At 70.3% G+C, this 14,734-nt stretch carries 13 protein-coding genes and 3 pseudogenes; 12 read left to right on the top strand and 4 right to left on the bottom strand.

Features of this window, described 5'->3' with window-relative positions; genetic code table 11:
• Positions 1-16 precede the first annotated feature (16 nt).
• From QQM39_RS03795 to QQM39_RS03785, 3 genes are all read right to left on the bottom strand, one after another.
• Entirely contained in the window at positions 17-1,123 is a 1,107-nt protein-coding gene (locus QQM39_RS03795; RefSeq protein ID WP_301995181.1) for an ABC transporter substrate-binding protein, read from the bottom strand.
• 396 nt (positions 1,124-1,519) lie between these two features.
• Positions 1,520-3,487, bottom strand: coding sequence for an FAD/NAD(P)-binding domain-containing protein (locus QQM39_RS03790; protein ID WP_301995180.1), 1,968 nt, complete (start codon positions 3,485-3,487; stop codon positions 1,520-1,522).
• Complete coding sequence (locus tag QQM39_RS03785) at positions 3,484-4,500, bottom strand: amino acid ABC transporter permease (protein ID WP_301995179.1); 1,017 nt, start codon at positions 4,498-4,500, stop codon at positions 3,484-3,486. Before QQM39_RS03785 ends, QQM39_RS03790 begins: the two co-directional genes overlap by 4 nt.
• A gap of 581 nt (positions 4,501-5,081) precedes the next feature.
• Between QQM39_RS03785 and QQM39_RS03780 the strand changes: the two genes are divergently transcribed.
• From QQM39_RS03780 to QQM39_RS03755, 6 genes are read left to right on the top strand one after another with little or no spacing between them, the layout of a single operon-like run.
• Positions 5,082-6,209: an LLM class flavin-dependent oxidoreductase gene (locus tag QQM39_RS03780; RefSeq protein ID WP_301995177.1), complete on the top strand. Its 1,128-nt coding sequence runs from the start codon at positions 5,082-5,084 to the stop codon at positions 6,207-6,209.
• On the top strand, positions 6,206-6,736 hold the full coding sequence (locus QQM39_RS03775; RefSeq protein WP_301995175.1) for a GNAT family N-acetyltransferase: 531 nt from the start codon (positions 6,206-6,208) through the stop codon (positions 6,734-6,736). Before QQM39_RS03780 ends, QQM39_RS03775 begins: the two co-directional genes overlap by 4 nt.
• Positions 6,733-7,674: an ABC transporter substrate-binding protein gene (locus QQM39_RS03770; protein WP_301995174.1), complete on the top strand. Its 942-nt coding sequence runs from the start codon at positions 6,733-6,735 to the stop codon at positions 7,672-7,674. Before QQM39_RS03775 ends, QQM39_RS03770 begins: the two co-directional genes overlap by 4 nt.
• A 6-nt stretch (positions 7,675-7,680) precedes the next feature.
• On the top strand, positions 7,681-8,613 hold the full coding sequence (locus QQM39_RS03765) for an amino acid ABC transporter permease (RefSeq protein ID WP_301995173.1): 933 nt from the start codon (positions 7,681-7,683) through the stop codon (positions 8,611-8,613).
• Entirely contained in the window at positions 8,610-9,374 is a 765-nt protein-coding gene (locus tag QQM39_RS03760; RefSeq protein WP_301995171.1) for an amino acid ABC transporter ATP-binding protein, read from the top strand. The genes QQM39_RS03765 and QQM39_RS03760 overlap by 4 nt, the downstream gene beginning before the upstream one ends.
• A gap of 58 nt (positions 9,375-9,432) precedes the next feature.
• A complete protein-coding gene (locus tag QQM39_RS03755) occupies positions 9,433-10,419 on the top strand; it encodes an ABC transporter substrate-binding protein (protein WP_301995170.1) in 987 nt (328 codons plus the stop codon).
• Between the two features lie 9 nt (positions 10,420-10,428).
• Here the strand turns inward: QQM39_RS03755 and QQM39_RS03750 are convergent.
• Positions 10,429-10,838: pseudogene (locus QQM39_RS03750) on the bottom strand (LysR substrate-binding domain-containing protein); the annotation flags it as partial.
• Positions 10,839-10,969: 131 nt separating this feature from the next.
• Between QQM39_RS03750 and QQM39_RS46045 the strand changes: the two are divergent.
• The 6 genes and pseudogenes from QQM39_RS46045 (at position 10,970) to QQM39_RS03725 (ending at position 14,592) form a co-directional block, all read left to right on the top strand.
• Entirely contained in the window at positions 10,970-11,050 is an 81-nt protein-coding gene (locus tag QQM39_RS46045; protein WP_367669684.1) for a putative leader peptide, read from the top strand.
• A 209-nt stretch (positions 11,051-11,259) separates the two neighbouring features.
• A pseudogene (locus QQM39_RS03745) lies at positions 11,260-11,415 on the top strand (dimethyl sulfone monooxygenase SfnG); the annotation flags it as partial.
• A gap of 33 nt (positions 11,416-11,448) precedes the next feature.
• A pseudogene (locus QQM39_RS03740) lies at positions 11,449-11,619 on the top strand (monooxygenase); the annotation flags it as partial.
• Between the two features lie 15 nt (positions 11,620-11,634).
• Positions 11,635-12,192, top strand: coding sequence for an NADPH-dependent FMN reductase (gene ssuE / locus QQM39_RS03735; RefSeq protein ID WP_301995169.1), 558 nt, complete (start codon positions 11,635-11,637; stop codon positions 12,190-12,192).
• Entirely contained in the window at positions 12,189-13,382 is a 1,194-nt protein-coding gene (locus QQM39_RS03730) for an SfnB family sulfur acquisition oxidoreductase (protein WP_301995168.1), read from the top strand. Before ssuE ends, QQM39_RS03730 begins: the two co-directional genes overlap by 4 nt.
• A gap of 58 nt (positions 13,383-13,440) precedes the next feature.
• Entirely contained in the window at positions 13,441-14,592 is a 1,152-nt protein-coding gene (locus QQM39_RS03725; RefSeq protein ID WP_301995167.1) for an LLM class flavin-dependent oxidoreductase, read from the top strand.
• The last annotated feature ends 142 nt before the right edge of the window (positions 14,593-14,734 follow it).

Here is a 14,734-nt window from a genome sequence, read left to right as displayed (position 1 = left end):
TCGGATGCGGGGGCTGTTACTTGACGCCGAGACCGGCGTCGTCGACCTCGTCCTTGCCGTCGGCCTTGAGGACCTTGTTGAGCGGCGCGAGGTCGTAGATGCCCTTCAGGTCGGGCTTCTCCAGCAGACCGGCCTTGACCGCGTGCTGCGCCTCGGTGTCGAGGGTGGCGGCCAGCGGGTCGTCGAGGAAGGTGATCGACTTCCAGGCCGGGTCGATGACCTCGGCGGGCAGGGCCTTGCCGGACTCGGCCTTCAGCGCCTCGTTGGCCGAGGCCTTGGCCTTCTCCGGGTTGGCGTTGATCCACTCGTTGGTCTTCACCGAACCGCGCAGCACGGCCTCGACGACGTCCGGGTGCTCCTTCAGGAAGTCCTGCCGGACGACGATGTTCGTGATCACGAACTTCTTGTCCGGCCACAGGTCGCCCTCGTCGAGGAGCACCTTGCCGCCCTCGGCGACCAGCTTGGACGCGGTCGGCTCGGGCACCCAGGCACCGTCGATCGAGCCGGACTTGTAGGCATCCGGCGTGATCTTGTTGTCGGTGCGGACGACGGAGACGTCACCCTTCCCGCTTTCCGCGTCGACCTTCCAGCCCTGCTCGGAGATCCAGTTGAGCAGCGCGACGTCCTGGGTGTTGCCGAGCTGCGGTGTGGCGATCTTCTTGCCCTTGACGTCCTTCAGGGACTTGATCTTCTCCGGGTTGACGACGAGCTTCACGCCGCCGGAGGCGGACCCGCTGATGATGCGCAGGTTCTTGCCGGCCGCCTTGGTGTAGCCGTTGATGGCGGGGGAGGGGCCGATCCAGCCGATGTCGAGGTCGCCGGAGTTCAGCGCCTCGATCTCCGAGGGGCCGGCGTTGAACGTCGAGGGCTTGATCGTGGTGCCGCCGAGCTCCTTCTGGAGCAGGCCCTCCTGGATGCCGACCAGAGCGGTGGCGTGCGTCAGGTTCGGGAAGTAGCCGATGTTCACCTCGTCGACCGAGAGCTTCTTGGCGTTCGCCGCGACCTCGGTCTGCTTGGCGCTGTCGGTGCACTCGCTGCCGTAGCCGCAGGCGGTCAGCAGCAGGGGGAGCGCCGCTGTGACGGCGAGGGTGCGCAGGGCGGTGAGCGGTCTTGCGGCAGACACAGAGGTGTCCTCTCAGGCGTGGTCGATCAGGGGGACAACGGCAAGGGGTACGGCAGGTCAGGCGGCGGATCGGCGCCGAGGCCGAAGAACCTTCTGGAGCGCACAGGCACGCCACGCGTCGGCCGTCCCGGCGGGACGGCGGGGAGCGCGGTGGCGGAGCGGAGGTGCGGGCGGTGGTGCGGCCGGTACTGCGGCGGGTCTCAGGCGGACTGACAGATGGCGCTGGACGTACGGCCGAAGTCGATGTGGCGACGCGAGGTCAGGAGGGGGAGCGAAAGGTCTGTGTGGTCCTGCATGAGCATGGCCACCCCACCCCCCCCCCCCCACGGATTCCTAGTTTTCCTACCTGGTTGATGGGGATCGTGGCAGAAGGCGGCGCTCACCCCAAGAGGCTTTTCACATAGTGGACTCGGGCATCTCTCTTTCTGAGATGGGAGCCTCGGAGTCGAGGGCACGCAGCAGCGCGCGGGCCACCGCGTCGTTCTGCCGGAAGGCGGGGGCGTCGGTGCGGGGGCGGGCGAAAGCGGCGACGGCCCGGCTGTTGGTGGGGGCGCCGAGGGCGATGCGGCGGGGGTGTGTGCCGCCGAGCGACGGGTCGATGACGTGGGCGTTCGCCGGGGAGACGGCGAGCAGCCCGGAGCGGTGGGTGTGGGTGTGGTCGGCGATGACCTCCTCGGTGAGGGCGCCGGCCCCGTGCAGATCGCGCAGGAGGGGGTCCTCGGTGCGGTCGAGGGAGTGGCGGGGCAGGTATGCCTCGATCAGCGCGGTGGCGTGCAGGGTGTGGCCGGGGACGCTGGGGCTGGTCGCGGTGAAGGTGCCGGTGGTCTCGTCGGTGCCGATCCGGACGCGGGCGCCCAGGAAGTGGACGATCCCGGCCCGGGAGAGCGCGAGGAGCTGACGCAGGCGGAAGCCGGGCGGGCCGGAGGCCAGGAAGCTGAAGAACCCGTGCCACCAGCCGTCGAGTTGCTCGGCGACGGACCGTCCGGTCAGCCGACCCGCGGCGACCAGGCGGGGCAGTTGGCCGTAGAGGGAGAGGAGGGCGAAAAACGCCCCGAGGTCGGCACTGAACCGCGGATCCTCGCGGCGGTCGACGTCCCGGGCGATGTGGTCGCGCAGGTGGTCCTGGAGGTCGTCCGGCGTGTCGAAGGCGAGGCCGTCCAAGGGGTGGTCCAGGGTCTCGAAGTCCAGGCGGTCCGCCGGGTCGGGCACGGCCGTGGCGACGAGGGCGGCCATCTCGTCGGCGTACCAGTCCAGGCGGTCGTACGCGGCTACGAAGTCCGGCCAGGGGAGGGTGGTGCGCTCGGGGTGGGCGTGGAAGAGCTCGTGATAGTGGCCGAAGCCGATCTCCTTGGCCATCAGCGGCCACACGTCCCGCCGCAGGTCCAGCGGGCGGCCCTCGGCGAGCAGCGCGTCGACCGCTTCCGGGCCGAAGTGCCTCGGCAGCGGTGGCCGGGGGCCCTGGAGTCGGTAGCGGGTCTTGGAGTGATACGGCACCCCTCGCCGCGATCCGACGTGGAGGACGGGCTCGCGGCCGGACGGGAGGTAGGTGAGGCTGCCGTCCGCCTCGGTGCGATAGGTGCCGCCGCGGCCCTCGGTGAGCAGGGACATCAGGTCGATGAAGGCCAGCCCGAAGCCGCGCAGCACGACGTGTTCGCCGGGGCGCAGCGCGGACAGGTCGGCGTCGGCGGAGAACTCCGGCGGGAGGTGGAAGCGGCCGTGGCGGCGGGCGAAGGCGGCGTGGTCACGGTGCTCGGCGGCGGGGGTGGAGCCGATGTGGCCCTGGGCGAGGACCACCAGGTCGGCGGTGAGCGGGGTGGTGCGGTCGGCCAGGTGTACCTGCTGCGGGCCGTCCGGCGGGCCGGTGACGGAGGTCGCGGTGGTGCGGTGCCACTCGACGGTGACGCTGGGCGGCAGCTGGGCCAGCGCCCTGCGGAAGACCCAGTCCAGGTAGGCGCTCTGGGCGCGGCGGGTGGGGAAGTCGGCCCCGGCGAGCGTGCGCAGTTCGGCGAGCACCTCCGGGTCGGCCGGTTGGATGTACGGGGCGTGGCGCGGGCCACGGCCGGAGAACTGGGCGGCCCACTCGGCCAGCGAGGGGCCGGGTCGTACCGGGCCGTCGATGGTCGACGACTCGTCGGTGAACATGGTGACGTCCTCGGCCATGGAGTTCATCCGCAGCAGTGCGGACTGTTCCCGCCGCCAGACCCGCCCCGGGCCGGGCGGGTGCGGGTCCACCAAATGGATCCGCAACCCCCTTCCCCCGTCCCATAGTTCGGGCGCGTTGGCGGCCATGCGCTCCAGCAGCCCCGTGGCGCGCGGTCCCGCGCCGACGACGACCAGGACGGCCGCGGAAGGGGTGCCGCTCACCGGTCACCGCCGACCGTGGGACGGGCGTCGATCGCCTGGCGGGCGTCGGCAGCTGTCGCCGCGCTCAACCGGAGGCGAACGGCGGCCAGTTGGCCGCGCAGCCGTTGCAGCGGAGTGGGCGGCAGGGTGCGGGAGTTGCCGCGCGCGTAGTACCGCTCGACGTAGAACTGACCCGCGCCGAGCACCGTGGTGACCGCTATGTACCAGAGGGTGGCGACCATCAGCAGCGGGATGACCTGGTAGGTCTGGTTGTAGATCAGCTGCACCGAATAGAGCAGGTCGTGCACGGCCAGCACGCTGACGATGCTGGTGCCCTTGAGGGTGCCGATCAGCATGTTCCCGGCGGTGGGCACGATGGAGCGCATCGCCTGCGGGACGACGACCCGGCGCAGGGTGCGGATTCTGCTCAGCCCGAGCGCCTGGGCGGCCTCGGTCTGCCCGGCGTCCACGGAGAGGATGCCGCCACGCACGACCTCGGCGGCGTAGGCGGTTTCGTGCAGGGTCAGGCCGATGACCGCGGTGAGGGTGGGGCCGAGCAGATTGACCGTCTTGACGGTGAGGAGCTGCGGGCCGAACGGGACACCGAGGCCGAGTGTCGGATACAGGGCGCCGATGTTGAACCAGAACAGCAGCTGCACCAGCAACGGCGTGGACCGGAAGATCCACACATAGCCCCAACTCAGCGTGCGCAGCCCCGGATTGGCGGAGAGCCGCATGACCGCGAGCACGGTGCCGAACAGGAAGCCGAGCACCATCACCGCGGCGGTCAGCCACAGGGAGAGCAGCAGCCCGTCGAGTACGGCGCTGGTGGTGAAGTACCGGCCCACCACGTTCCATTGGAAGGACTCGTTGCGGACGACGGAGTTGAGCGCCATCGCGAAGAGCAGCAGAGCGACGGTGGCGGTGAGCCACCGGCCGACGTGCCGACGCGGCACGATCCGCGGCGGGTCGACGCCGACCAGAGGGGGACTCTTCGTTGCTGGGCCGGACGTGAGATCGGGCGAGGTGATCATGGGGAGGCTCTCCGGGGGAGGGAACGCAGGCGTGGGTGACCCCAGTGGCACTCGGTGCGGCCGGGGCTGGGTGTCGTCACGCTCGCCGCGTCCCTCAACGCGGCCGGAGAGGCTGCCGCGCAACGCGGAGCCGATCCGCCGTCGATCGTATGTGCCCATGCCGTCGATGTGTCAACAGCGCGCCCGCAGACGGCTGTCCAGGCGTTCCGGCATCCGGGAGCTGCTTGACGGGAAGCGCGATGTACTGCTCAATTGGTCGCATGACTGCCCAGCAGCGCTTGGTCTCGCGCGATCACATCGACTTCGGTCGAGTGTGGTCCGCGGCGTGTTGCGCCTGACTCGGCAGCGGGCCGTCTGACCGGCCTTTCCCTCCCTCGGTGCCCCCGTCGCGGGCCGAGCTCTCTCTTCGCGCGCTGCCGCCGCACTGCCGCCTTCCGTCTTCACCGACGCCCGGCGTCGTCACGCCCGTACTGAAACCGTCAGCCGTCGCCTGACGAGTAATCACTCATGCCTCCACGCAAGGCAGTTCAGTCATGCCTGCCTGCCGTCCAGGCGCTCGCATCTCCCGAAAGGTCACGTCCATGCCCGTGGAGTTCCTCGGTATCGCCGCCACCAACGACGGCTCCGAAACCACGCCGCGCTCAGGCGCCGCGTTCGACAAGGAGTACACGCTCCGGCTCGCCCGGGCGCACGAGGACCATGACTGGGACCGGGTGCTGTTCGCCTACGGTTCCGGATCGCCGGACCCGGCCCCGGCCGCCGCGTACATCGCGAGCCGGCTGGAGCGCCTCCAGATCCTGCTTGCCCACCGGCCCAACGTTTCGTACCCCACCTTCGCCGCCAAGACGTTCGCCACCCTCGACCGGATCAGCGAGGGCCGGCTGACCGTGCACTTCATCACCGGCGGCAACGACCACGAACAGGTGCGTGAGGGCGACACCCTCACCAAGGACGAGCGCTACTCCCGCACCCGTGAGTACATCCGCATCGTCAAGAAGATCTGGACCACACACGAGCCCTTCGACCACGAGGGCGAGCACTACCGCTTCCACGACTTCGTCAGCGACGTCTTCCCGGTCCAACAGCCCCGCCCCGACGTCTCGTTCGGCGGCTCGTCGACCGCCGCGTACGCCGCCGGGGGTGCCGAGGCCGACATCTACTGCCTGTGGGGCGAGCCCCTGGCGAAGACCGCCGAGCAGATCGAGAACGTGAAGGCCGCCGCGAAGGCCGCGGGCCGCACCGACCTGCCGCGCATCCAGGTCGCCTTCCGCCCGATCATCGCGCCGACCGAGGAACTGGCCTGGGAAAAGGCCCACCGCACGGTCGGCGCCATCCGGGAGCGGCGCGAGGCGGGACTCGTACGGCACCACCGCAGCGGCGCACCTGAGAACGCCGGGTCGCAGCGGCTGATCGCCATCGCCGAGGCGGGCGAGCGCTACGACCGCGCCCTGTGGACCCCGACCGCCGCCGCGACCGGTGGCGCGGGCAACTCCAACGCCCTGGTCGGCACGCCGGAGACGGTCGCCCAGGCGCTGCTCGACTACTACGACCTCGGCGTCGACATCCTCTCCGCGCGCGGCTACGACCTGCTGGGCGACGCCATCGACTTCGGTCGGCACGTGGTCCCGATCGTCCGCGAGGAGGTCGCCAAGCGCGACGCCGAGCGGGCGGCGCGTGGGACACAGACCCTCGCGGCGGTGAACGGATGACCTCCGCACCGGAGTTGACGGTCATCGAGGTGCCCGTCTCCGACGCCCGGGTCGAGCCCCTGCTGCGCGAACTCGGCCACGAGTACTCCACGCGCTACGGCAAGGACGCGCACGCCGAGATCTCCCGCTATCCGGACGAGGAGTTCACCGAACCGTACGGCGGTCTGCTGCTCCTGCTGCTGGAGGGCGGCGAGCCCGTCGCCGGTGGCGCCTTCCGCCGGTACGACGCGACCACGGCCGAGCTGAAGCGGATCTGGACTCACTCCGCGCACCGCCGCCGCGGCCTCGCCCGGCGCGTCATCGGCGAGCTGGAGCGGGAGGCGGGCGCCCGCGGCTACCGGCGGATCTATCTGTCCACCGGGCCACGCCAGCCCGAGGCCCGCCGTCTGTACCTGGCCACCGGCTACACACCGCTCTTCGACACGGAGGCCGACCCCGAAACCATCGGCCCGCTGCCATTCGAAAAGCACCTCGCAGTCCGGGACCTCGCCGTCCGGGAACGCACGGGAAGGGCCCCCGACCAGTGAACCTCCGCCCCATCAGCACCCGCCTGCGCAGCACAGCCGCCCTCGCCCTGCTGCCCCTGCTCGCGCTGACCGCCTGCGGCTCCGACGGCATTGCGGCCGTGGGCGCCTCTTCCGCGCCGACCGACGACCCGGTCGCGGCCGTACACAAGGTGGACGCCGTCGCGACCCTGCTGCCCTCCGGCGTACGCAAGTCGGGCACGCTGCGGGTCGGCAGTTCGATCGGCTTCCCGCCCGGGGCGTACTACCCGAACGGCACCGACAAGGCGCCCGCCGGCCAGGACATCGACCTCGCCGACGCGGTGGCCAAGGTGCTCGGCGTGCGGCTGGAGCGCCAGGACGCCTCGTTCGAGACGATCCTGCCCGCCCTCGGCAGCGGCAAGTACGACTTCGGCACCGGCAACTTCGGGGTGACGAGCGATCGCCTGAAGACCATGGACTTCGTCACCTACATCAACGACGGCCAGGGTTTCGCGGTGAAGAAGGGCAACACCGCGTTCAAGTCGAAGGTCACCGATCTCACCGAGCTGTGCGGGCTGACCATCGGCACCGGCGCCGGAACCACCTTCGAGGCGACCCTCACCGCACAGAAGGGCGTGTGCGCCGAGGCGGGCAGGAAACCGTACGACGTGAAGGTCTACTCGGAGAACGCCGCGACGCTGACCGCGCTCCAGCAGGGCCGTATCGACGTGATCATGTCGACGATCAACGGCCTGCGCCACCAGGCGGCCCAGCCGGCGTCGCAGACCACGTTCCTGGGTGAGTTCCACCGCCTCGACGTCGGCTTCGCCTTCAAGAAGGGCTCCCCACTCACCAAGGCCTTCCAGGCGGCCGTCAACGAGCTGATCGGGAACGGCACTTACGCCCGGATCCTCGCGAAGTGGGGCACCTCCGCCTCCGCGATCGACGCGTCGCGGATCAACCCGCCCGAGCACAGGTGACCACCCATGAGCAGCGACACCCTCACCGAATCGATCACCCAACGGGCCGAGCGCCCAGTAGAGTTGAAGGTCGTACCCGCCCGCCACCACGCCCGCTGGGCCGCCGGCGTCGCCGTGATCGTGCTGGTCGCCCAGTTCACCCACGGCCTGGCCACCAGCCCCGTCTGGGAGTGGCACGTCTTCCGTGACTACGTCTTCTCCGAGGCGATCGTCCAGGCGGTGTGGGTGACCCTCCAGCTCACCGCCTACGCCACCGTCCTAGGCTTCCTCCTCGGCACCGTGATCGCCTTCATGCGACTGTCCCGCAGTCCGGTGCTGTCGACCGTCGCCTGGACCTACATCTGGATCTTCCGGTCGATCCCGATGATCGTCCAGCTGGTGTTCTGGTTCAACCTCAGTGCGCTGTACGAGGAGTTGGGCGTCGGCATCCCCTTCGGCCCGGTGTTCTGGTCCGTCGACAGCAACGCCCTCATCGGCACCATGGGCGCCGCCCTCATCGGGCTGACCCTGCACCAGGCGGCGTACGCCGCGGAGATCGTCCGGGGCGGCGTACTCTCCGTCGACCACGGTCAGCTGGAGGCGGCCGCGGCGCTGGGCATTCCCCGGCTCCGGCAGATCCGCCGGATCGTGCTGCCGCAGGCCATGCGCGCCATCCTGCCCACGGCCGGCAACGAGATCATCGGCCTGCTCAAGGGCACCTCGGTGGTCTACGTGATGTCGATCGGCGAGCTCTTCTACCAGGTCCAGGTGATCTACGGCCGCAACGGCCGAGTGATCCCGTTGCTGCTGGTCGCCACTGCCTGGTACGTCCTCCTCACCTCCCTGCTGTCGGTCGCCCAGTACTACGTGGAGCGCCGCTACGCCCGCGGCGCCGACCGCACCCCGCCGCCCACACCGCTCCAGCGCGCCCGGCGCTTCGTGACGAAGGAGAGCTCATGAGTGCCGTCATGGTGGACGTCCACGGCGTCCACAAGAGCTTCGGTGCCCTCCAGGTGCTGCGCGGGGTCGACCTGTTGGTCCCCGCCGGCGACGTGACCGTGATCCTCGGCCCGTCCGGCTCGGGGAAGTCCACACTGCTGCGCACCATCAACCACCTGGAGAAGGTCGACCGCGGCTGGATCAGCATCGACGGCGAACTCATCGGCTACCGCCGCGCCGGGAACAAGCTGCACGAGCTGAAGGAGAAGGACGTTCTGAAGCAGCGAACCAACATCGGGTTCGTCTTCCAGAACTTCAACCTCTTCCCGCATCTGACCGTCCTGGACAACCTCGTCGAGGCCCCCGTCTCCGCGCTGCGCCGCCCGCGCAAGGAGGCGGAGGAAACCGCCCGCCGGCTCCTCGACCGGGTCGGGCTCGCCGACAAGGCCGACGCCTACCCCCGGCAGCTCTCCGGCGGCCAGCAGCAGCGCGTGGCGATCGCCCGCGCGCTCGCCCTCGAACCGAAGGTGCTGCTCTTCGACGAGCCGACCTCGGCACTCGACCCGGAACTGGTCGGCGAAGTCCTCGACGTCATCAAGGACTTGGCAGGCACCGGCACCACCATGATCGTCGTGACCCATGAGATCGGCTTCGCCCGCGAGGTCGCCGACACCGTGGTGTTCATGGACGACGGAGTCGTCGTGGAGCAGGGGCCGCCCTTGGCCGTCCTGGACAACCCGCGCCAGGAACGCACCCGCGCCTTCCTCTCCAAGGTCCTGTGATCCAAGGTCCTCCGACCCACCACCCTCACCCCCTGGTCCGCACGCAAGGAGTACGACCGTGACCACCAGCCCCGCCCGCCGCCGCACCGTCACAGCCGCGCTCGGACTCGCCTCCGCCCTCGTTCTCACCGCCTGCGCCAACCCCACCGACGGCGGCACCACCGAGGTCGCGGCCACCTCGGGCGCCAGGACGAGGATCAACCTCAGTCCCGACCAGGACCGCATCACCACCGGCAAGGTCGACGCCATAGCCGCCGAGGTCCCGGAGAAGATCCGCAACAGAGGCACCCTGGAACTCGTCGCCTCGTCCGGCTCCGCCGCGCCGCTGACCTTCTACGCCACCGACAACAAGACCGTCATCGGCGTCGAGCCGGACCTCGCCCACCTGGTCGCCGACGTTCTCGGTCTCAAGGCGGACATCAACACCGTGTCCTGGGAGAACATCTTCGTCGGCCTCGACAGCGCCAAGTACGACGCCGGTTTCAGCAACATCACCGTCACCGAGGAGCGCGAGGAGAAGTACGACTTCGCCACCTACCGCGAGGACAACCTGGCCTTCGAGGCGAAGAAGGGCAGCGGCCTGGAGGTCACCGGGCCCGCGGACGTGGCGGGCCGGACCGTCGCCGTGGGCAGCGGCACCAACCAGGAGAAGCTGCTGGTCGAGTGGAGCAAGGAGAACGAGAAGGCCGGCCGGGGGCCGGTGGACATCAAGTACTACCAGAACGACAGCGACACCTACCTCGCGCTCCAGTCCGGCCGTATCGACCTCTACCTCGGCCCCCACCCGACCGCCGCCTACCACGCGGCCACCACCGGAAGGACGGAGGTCGTCGGCACCTACTCCGGCGCCGGCGCCACCCTCCAGGGGCTCATCGCGGCCACCACCAAGAAGGACAGCGGCCTGGTGAAGCCGCTCGCCGACGCACTCAACCATGTCATCGAGAACGGGACGTACGCGAAGGTGCTGCGGCGCTGGGGTCTGTCCGACGAGGCCGTGACCAAGTCGGAGATCAACCCGCCGGGTCTGCCCAAGACCAGCGTGTAGCGGGCGTCCTCAAGCGGCCTCGAACGCACGGGCGTTGCGCACGAACAGCTCGTGCAGTCTCGGACCGCCCGGGGGGCCGAGCCCGAATGGCGGCGCTGCACCACCAGCAGCACGTCGTCGGTGGAGTAGGAGAAGGACGGCGTACGCCCGTCGAGCAGCCGGTGCAGGAAACGGTGCATGACGTAGCCGGACCGCATCACCACCAGCGGCTCGGCCATGTCGTCGCCCTTGAGATAGTTCACCAGCCCCGGATCGAACGCGCCCTCCAGCAGCCCCCGATGGATCTCGGACTGCTGTGCCCCGACCAACTCGACCTGGGTGACCGGGTGCGCGGCCCGGAACTCCCGCACCGTCGGGATGACCAGCGTCACGGTGGCCGTGTTCACCGTGCCGAGCCGGACCATGCGGCTGATGCGGTGCGCGTGCCGCCCGTCGCGCACCGCGTCCAAGGGAATCCCTGTCACAACCTCGTGAATACCGACTCTCAGCATGTGGAATCACGTACGGGCATTCTTGACCAGCCGGACTCCCCGCTGCTTTGATCGATGACATGAAGCGACAGGACCTCACGCGGCGACGCCACGTCGACCTCGCGCGTGTCTCCAGCTCCTGCTGTCGCTGCCTGGTCTGAACGCACCAGCTCAGCCTCCGAGGAAACCCTCGCACGCGCGCCGCTCTCTCTTCGCCCATTTCACCGCGGCCGACTTCCGCCGTGATTTCGGTTCGTGATTTCGGCTTTTCCCGGGTCCGCGTTCCCGCACGCCTGAATCCCGATCACTGAGCACATTTCCCTGTCACGCACGCGCCTTTTCGCGTGCGCAGTCATGCCAGGAGTTCCCCATGCCCGTACCGCCCGGATCCGATCCCGTCCGCTTCGCCTACTGGGTGCCGAACGTCAGCGGCGGCCTGGTCACCAGCACTATCGAGCAGCGCACCGACTGGAGCTACGACCACAACCGCGAACTGGCCGTCCTCGCCGAGAACAACGGCTTCGACCCGGACGCGGTCACCGAGCGGGCCCGCGGCGAGTTCGAGGTGACCGGCGCCCGCGCCACCGCCTCCGCCTCCGCCGAGGGCCTCGACCGCTTCTGGCGCAACGTCCGCACGCACACCCTCCATGACCCGGTCGCCTACAAGCGCCGCGAGATCGGCCGCCACGTCCTCACCGGCGAACTGCCGCAGCCCAGCTGGTACTCCTGAAAGGTCGGTCCTCCCATGGCCACCATCCTCTCCGTCTCCGGCAGCCCCTCCGCCACCTCCCGCACCGCCCGGCTGCTGCGCCAACTCGACGACCGACTCAGGGCCCAGGGGCACGACGTGATCCCGTTCGACGTCCGCACCCTTCCGCCCGAGGCCCTGCTGCACGCCGACTTCCGGCATACGGCGATCGTCGAGGCCACCGCCCTGTTCGAGCGCGCGGACGGGGTCGTGATCGGCACCCCCGTCTACAAGGCCGCCTACTCCGGCCTGCTGAAGTCACTGCTGGATCTGCTCCCGCAGTACGCACTCGCGGGCAAGACCGTCCTCCCTCTGGCCACCGGCGGCACCACCGCCCACGTCCTGGCCATCGACTACGCCCTGCGCCCCGTACTGAACTCCATGGGCCCCGCCCACATCACGCCGGGCTGGTTCACCCTCGACAAGGACATCACCGTGGGCGACGACGGCACTCTGACGGTCGCGCCGGGCGCTGCCGAGGCCCTGGCCCAGGTCACCGACCAGTTCTCGCTCGCCCTCGGCGGCCGTCCGACCCTGCTGGCGGCCACCGGATGAGTGCCGTGACCGTGATCGCCGACGACGCCGAGGCCCTCGCGGCCGCCTCCGAACTCGCGGCGGACTTCCGCAAGGACACCGTCGAACGGGACGCGCGGCGCCGGCTCCCGCATGCCGAGGTGGCGCGGCTGTCCGAGTCAGGGCTGCTCGGGGTGACGGTGCCCGCGGAGTTCGGCGGCGCGGACGTCCGTACGGAGACACTCGCCGAGATCTTCCGGCTGCTGGCCTCGGCCGACGCCAGCCTGGCGCAGATCCCGCAGAGCCACTTCGTGTACGTCAACGTGCTGCGCCTGCAGGGGACGCGGCAGCAGCAGGAGTTCTTCCTCGGCGAGGTGCTGGCGGGGAAGCGGTTCGGCAACGCCCAGTCGGAGGCGGGCAGCCATGTGCAGGACATCCGTACGCGGCTCAGGCTGCGCCCGGACGGGGTGTACATCCTCGACGGCGGCAAGCACTACTCCACGGGCGCCCTGTTCGCCGACTGGATCCCCGTCCTCGCCCGCGCCGACGACGACAACCTGCACGTGGCGTACGTACCGCGGGACGCGCCCGGCCTCACAGTGGTGGACGACTGGGACGGCATGGGGCAGCGCACCACCGCGAGCGGCACCGTCCGCCTGGAATCGGTGCCCGTGCCCGCCGACCGGGTGGTGCCGCACCACCTCACCTTGCAGGGGCCCCAACTCCACGGCGCCGACGCCCAGTTGCCGCACGCGGCCATCGACGCCGGGATCGCCTCCGGGGCGCTTGCCGAGGCCGTGGAGTTCGTCCGCACGAAGAGCCGCCCTTGGTTCGAGAGCGTCGGTGAGGGGCACGCGACCGCCGCCGAGGACCCCCTGCTGATCCAGCGGTTCGGTGAACTGGCGATCCGGGTACGGGCCGCCGACGCGCTGGTCGCCACCGCCGCCCGGTCCGTCGACTCCGCCCGCGCCGATCCGACCGACGACTCGGCCGCCGAGGCCTCGATCGCGGTGGCCGCCGCCAAGGTGACCGCGGCGGAGGCCGCCGTGGACATCGGCAGCGCCCTCTTCGAGGTGGCCGGCACCCGCTCGGCGCTCGACTCCCTGGGCCCGCACCGCCATGGGCGCGACGCCCGCACCCACACGCTGCACGACCCGACCCGCTGGAAGGTCCAGCACATCGGCCGCTACGTGCTCAGCGGCACCAAGCCACCCCGCCACGGCCTGCTGTGACGAACGCCCCCGCACGCTCCTGACCTTCCTGCCCGGCCTTCCTGATCGGAGACCCGACGTGTCCCTCACCTTCCACTGGTTCCTGCCCACCAACGGCGACAGCCGTCACGTCGTCGGAGGCGGCCACGGCACCCCCGCCACCGCGTCCGGCCGCGACCGGCCGCCGACGGTCGCCTACCTCAGCCAGATCGCCCGCGCCGCCGAGGACCTGGGCTTCGTCGGCGCGCTCACCCCCACCGGCGCCTGGTGCGAGGACGCCTGGCTCACGACCGCCATGGTCAGCCAGAACACCGAGCGCCTGAAGTTCCTGGTCGCCTTCCGGCCCGGCTTCGTCTCGCCGACGCTCGCCGCGCAGATGGCGTCCACCTTCCAGCGGCAGACCGGCGGACGGCTCCTGCTCAACGTGGTCACGGGCGGGGAGAGCCGCGAGCAGCGCGCCTACGGCGACTTCCTCGACAAGGACGACCGTTACCGCCGTACTGGTGAATTCCTGGAGGTCGTACGGCGGTTGTGGGAGGGCAAGAGCGTCGATCTCGCCGGTGAACACCTCCGGGTCGAGGACGCGAAGCTGGCCCGCCTGCCCGACCCGGTCCCGGAGGTGTACTTCGGCGGCTCCTCACCCATCGCCGGAGAGATCGCGGCCCGCCACGTCGACGTCTACCTCACCTGGGGCGAGCCGCCGGCCGCCGTCGCCGAGAAGATCGCCTGGATCCGGGGGCTCGCGGAGAAGGAGGGCCGGAGCGTCCGCTTCGGCATCCGTCTGCACGTCATCACCCGGGACACCGGCGAGCAGGCGTGGGCGGAGGCCCGGCGGCTGCTGGACGGCTTCGACGCGGAGACGGTACGGGCCGTACAGGCCGGGCTCGCCCGCAGCGAGTCGGAGGGGCAGCAGCGCATGCTCGCCCTGCACGGCGGCGGACGGGACGGCCTGGAGATCCACCCGAACCTCTGGGCCGGTATCGGGCTGGTGCGCGGCGGCGCGGGCACCGCGCTGGTCGGCAGTCACGACGAGGTCGCCGCGCGGATCGCCGAGTACCACCGGCTGGGCATCGACGAGTTCGTGCTCTCCGGCTACCCGCACCTGGAGGAGGCGTACTGGTTCGGTGAGGGCGTCCTGCCGCGGCTGGCGGCGCAGGGGCTGTGGAGCCACCCGTTCCGCGGCACGACGGCCGCCCAGCCCGTGGCTCAGATCCCTTTCGCGGAGCGGTAATCAGCCAGAGCGACGGGTATTCCCTAGATTTCCTATCGAATTACTAGGGAACTGTTGACCCTCCTCGGGTGGGCGAGTGAGGATGACGTCGACCGGGTCGGCCGGGCAGCCCGGGATCGCGTTCTCTTCTGTCTTGAAGGAA

This window comes from Streptomyces sp. DT2A-34 (assembly GCF_030499515.1).
Taxonomy (GTDB): Bacteria; Actinomycetota; Actinomycetes; order Streptomycetales; family Streptomycetaceae; genus Streptomyces.
Note: the sequence above shows the minus strand (reverse complement) of the source record. Positions and strands in the feature narration are given on the sequence as shown.

What these genes read in the sequence shown, in the direction of transcription:
- QQM39_RS03785 (WP_301995179.1), bottom strand. Translation starts at nt 4,500, where the DNA reads ATGATCACCTCGCCCGATCTCACGTCCGGCCCAGCAACGAAGAGTCCC.
- QQM39_RS03780 (WP_301995177.1), top strand. Translation starts at nt 5,082, where the DNA reads ATGCCCGTGGAGTTCCTCGGTATCGCCGCCACCAACGACGGCTCCGAA.
- QQM39_RS03775 (WP_301995175.1), top strand. Translation starts at nt 6,206, where the DNA reads ATGACCTCCGCACCGGAGTTGACGGTCATCGAGGTGCCCGTCTCCGAC.
- QQM39_RS03765 (WP_301995173.1), top strand. Translation starts at nt 7,681, where the DNA reads ATGAGCAGCGACACCCTCACCGAATCGATCACCCAACGGGCCGAGCGC.
- QQM39_RS03760 (WP_301995171.1), top strand. Translation starts at nt 8,610, where the DNA reads ATGAGTGCCGTCATGGTGGACGTCCACGGCGTCCACAAGAGCTTCGGT.
- QQM39_RS46045 (WP_367669684.1), top strand. Translation starts at nt 10,970, where the DNA reads ATGAAGCGACAGGACCTCACGCGGCGACGCCACGTCGACCTCGCGCGT.
- ssuE (WP_301995169.1), top strand. Translation starts at nt 11,635, where the DNA reads ATGGCCACCATCCTCTCCGTCTCCGGCAGCCCCTCCGCCACCTCCCGC.
- QQM39_RS03730 (WP_301995168.1), top strand. Translation starts at nt 12,189, where the DNA reads ATGAGTGCCGTGACCGTGATCGCCGACGACGCCGAGGCCCTCGCGGCC.